This window comes from uncultured Allobosea sp., from assembly GCF_945956895.1.
Lineage (GTDB): Bacteria > Pseudomonadota > Alphaproteobacteria > Rhizobiales > Beijerinckiaceae > Allobosea.
The window spans coordinates 1-3428 of the sequence record NZ_CAMFJF010000147.1; the positions used below are offsets into that span (position 1 = coordinate 1).

The following is a 3428-nucleotide window of genomic DNA, read 5'->3' on the forward strand; positions in this document are numbered from 1 at the left end:
CCTCGCGCTCAGTCAGGCCGGTTGAAGCTCAGGCTGCGGCGGCCGAATTCGGCGCAGCGCGCATCAGCATGCCGAAGAGATCGCGCGAGTCATCTGGATCGGCGATCAGGTCGAGTTCGGCATAGGTGCCGGCCTCGCGGATGCGCTCGTAGACATAGCGCAGTGCCGAGAAATCCTCGATCGCGAAGCCGACCGAGTCGAACATTGTGATCTGGCGGGCGTCCGTGCGCCCCTGCGCCGCCCCGGTGATGACCTTCCAGAGTTCCTCGACCGGATGGTCGGCGTCGAGCTGCTGGATATCGCCCTCGATGCGGGTCTGCGGCGGGTACTCGACGAAAATCGAGGAGCGCAGCAGCACGTCGCGGTGGATTTCGGTCTTGCCGGGGCAGTCGCCGCCGACCGCGTTGATGTGGACCCCGGCGCCGACCATGTTGTCGGTCAGGATCGTCGCGTATTGCTTGTCGGCGGTGACGGTGGTGACGATCTCGGCGCCCTCGACTGCCTCCATCGCGGTGGCGCAGCGCGTGATCCTGAAGCCGTGGCGGGCGAGGTTGCGGGCGCATTTCTCGGTCGCGGCGGGGTCGACGTCGTAGAGTCGCAGGTTCTCGATGCCGAGGATCGCGCGGAAAGCGAAGGCCTGGAACTCGGACTGCGCGCCATTGCCGATGATCGCCATGGTCGAAGCGTTCTTCGGGGCGAGATGTTTCGCAGCGACCGCCGACATCGCCGCCGTGCGCAGCGCCGTCAGGAAGGTCATCTCGGAAAGCAGGACAGGATAGCCGGTCGCGACATCGGAGAGCAGGCCGAAGGCGGTGACCGTCTGGAGGCCGGCCTTCATGTTCTTCGGATGGCCGTTGACGTATTTGAAGCCGTAGAGCTTGCCGTCGCTGGTCGGCATCAGCTCGATCACGCCTTCGAGGCTGTGCGAGGCGATGCGCGGCGTCTTGTCGAAGATCTCCCAGCGCCGGAAATCGTCCTCGATATAGCCCGCGATCTCGGACAGCATCCGCTCGATACCGATCGCATGGACCAGCTTCATCATGTGGTCGACGCTGACGAAAGGCACGACGTTGAGCTGCTGAATCATGGGTCCCCGCGCTGTTCTCGTTGAAGGAGCGATTGTCCCTGTTTTCGGCGGCAGGCGAAAGAAGCCAAAACGACCAGATCGAGACCAAGATTGTTCAAAACGGCAAAGTCATTTATCCATTTCGGACGATGGATGATCTCGACCGCAAGCTCATCACCCTGCTGCGTCATGACGGGCGCCGCAGCATCTCCGACCTCGCCGCCGATCTCGGCCTGACGCGGGCGACGGTGCGCGCACGGCTGGAGAAGCTGGAGCAATCCGGCGAGATCATCGGCTTCACCGTGATCCTGCGTTCGGACGCGATCGACCTGCCGGTGCGCGGCATCACCATGATCGAGATCGCGGGCCAGGCGGCGGATGCGGTGATCGATGCCCTGTCCGGCTTTACCGAGGTCTCCAGCATCCACACCACCAACGGCAACTGGGACCTCGTGGTGGAGCTCGGCACCTCCGACCTGATCGCCTTCGATCAGGTCCTGCGTCGCATCCGCATGATCCCCGGCGTCACCAACAGCGAGACAAGCCTGCTGCTGGCGACGCCGCGCAGCGTGAAGGCAAGGCTGTAGGGATCGATCCGCGCGAACCACCGGTCGTCATCCCGGGCGAAGCGAAGCGTAGACCCGGGATCCATCGTAGGGCCCTGCACTCTACGATGGATCCCGGATCGGCGCCGCTAACGCGGCTCGTCCGGGATGACGCAGTGGTTCCGGTGAAGAACAGGCCCGGCGCGCCCTCGCACAAGAAGCACCGCTGCATGGCGACCATCCGCAAACGCGGCGCGGCGCCCCGTGACAGGCGCGTCTCCGCCCCCTAACGTTATGCCTCGTCAGATACAGCGTTGGCGGCGGCCGGCGATGCATGATCGCGCAAGGCCGCCCGCTCGCGTCGGACACCCACAGTTCCCGCTCGGGGCATCGATATCCAGCCGTTTCCGGCAGGCTGTCCGCGCCCCCGAGCCAAGACGAGACAGGAGACCAGACCATGGCGCATGAGCTCGAATTCTATATCGATGGCCAGTGGGTGAAGCCGTCGGGCAACCGCACGCTCGGCGTGATCGACCCGTCGAACGAGGAGGTCTTCGCCACCATCGCGCTCGGCGAGCAGGCCGATGTCGACAAGGCCGTCGCCGCGGCCCGCGCCGCCTTCCCGGCCTTCGCCAAAACCTCCAAGGCCGAGCGCCTGGCGCTGATGCGCCGCCTCGCCGAAGCCTACAAGAAGCGCTACGACGACATCGCCAATATCCTCTCGCGCGAAATGGGCGCGCCGAAAGAGCTGGCGCACCGGGCGCAGGCCGCGATGGGCACCGCCCATCTCGCCAAGATGATCGAGACGCTCGAAAACTTCGAGTTCGAGGAGTTGCGCGGCACGACCCTGATCGCCAAGGAGCCGATCGGCGTCGTCGGCATGATCACGCCGTGGAACTGGCCGCTCAACCAGATCATGTGCAAGGTCGCGCCCGCGCTCGCCGCCGGCTGCACCATGGTGCTGAAGCCCTCCGAGATCGCGCCGCTCAACGCCATCATCTTCGCGGAAGCGATGGAAGAAGCCGGCGTGCCGAAGGGCGTGTTCAACCTCGTCAACGGCGACGGCCCGACGGTCGGCGAAGCGATCTCGCGTCATCCGGGCGTCGACATGGTCTCCTTCACCGGCTCGACCCGCGCCGGCATCCTCGTTGCCAAGGCGGCGGCGGATACGGTCAAGCGCGTGCACCAGGAGCTCGGCGGCAAGTCGGCCAACATCATCCTGGACGACGCCGACCTGAAGAAGTCGGTGAAGCTCGGCGTCGAGAGCGTGATGCGCAACTCGGGCCAGTCCTGCAACGCGCCGACCCGGATGTTCGTGCCGGAGAAGCTGCATGAGGAGGCTCTCGCCATCGCCAAGCAGGTGGCCGAGCCGCTCAAGGTCGGCGCTCCCTCCGCGGATGGCGTCTTCCTCGGCCCCGTCGTCAGCGAGGTCCAGTACGAGAAGATCCAGCGCCTGATCGAGGCCGGCATCAAGGAAGGCGCGACGCTGGTCACCGGCGGCACGGGCCGTCCGGAAGGCCTGAACCGCGGCTACTATGTCCGCCCGACCGTGTTCGGCGGCGTGACCGATGAGATGACGATCGCCCGCGAGGAGATCTTCGGCCCCGTGCTCTCGATCCTGCCCTACAAGAGCGACGACGAAGTGGTGGAGCGTGCCAACGACACGCCCTATGGCCTGGCCTCCTATGTCCAGTCCGGTTCGCAGGACCGCGCTCGCAAGATCGCGTCGCAGATGCGTTCGGGCAATGTCTACATCAACTACCCGGCCTGGGACGCGGGCGCGCCGTTCGGCGGCTACAAGCAGTCCGGTAACGGCC

At 65.6% G+C, this 3428-nt stretch carries 3 protein-coding genes; 2 read left to right on the plus strand and 1 reads right to left on the minus strand.

The annotated features are described in order from the left end of the window. Positions 1–28: 28 nt before the first annotated feature. On the minus strand, positions 29–1087 hold the full coding sequence (locus tag Q0Q02_RS23525; RefSeq protein ID WP_293813225.1) for an ornithine cyclodeaminase: 1059 nt from the start codon (positions 1085–1087) through the stop codon (positions 29–31). 128 nt (positions 1088–1215) lie between these two features. On the opposite strand from Q0Q02_RS23525, the gene Q0Q02_RS23530 reads away from it, so the two are divergent. Both Q0Q02_RS23530 and Q0Q02_RS23535 read left to right on the plus strand, forming a co-directional pair. Further along, entirely contained in the window at positions 1216–1653 is a 438-nt protein-coding gene (locus Q0Q02_RS23530; protein ID WP_293813227.1) for an Lrp/AsnC family transcriptional regulator, read from the plus strand. Positions 1654–2068: 415 nt separating this feature from the next. Further along, positions 2069–3428 (plus strand): aldehyde dehydrogenase family protein (locus Q0Q02_RS23535; RefSeq protein WP_293813228.1); only part of this gene is annotated, 1360 nt, incomplete at its 3' end.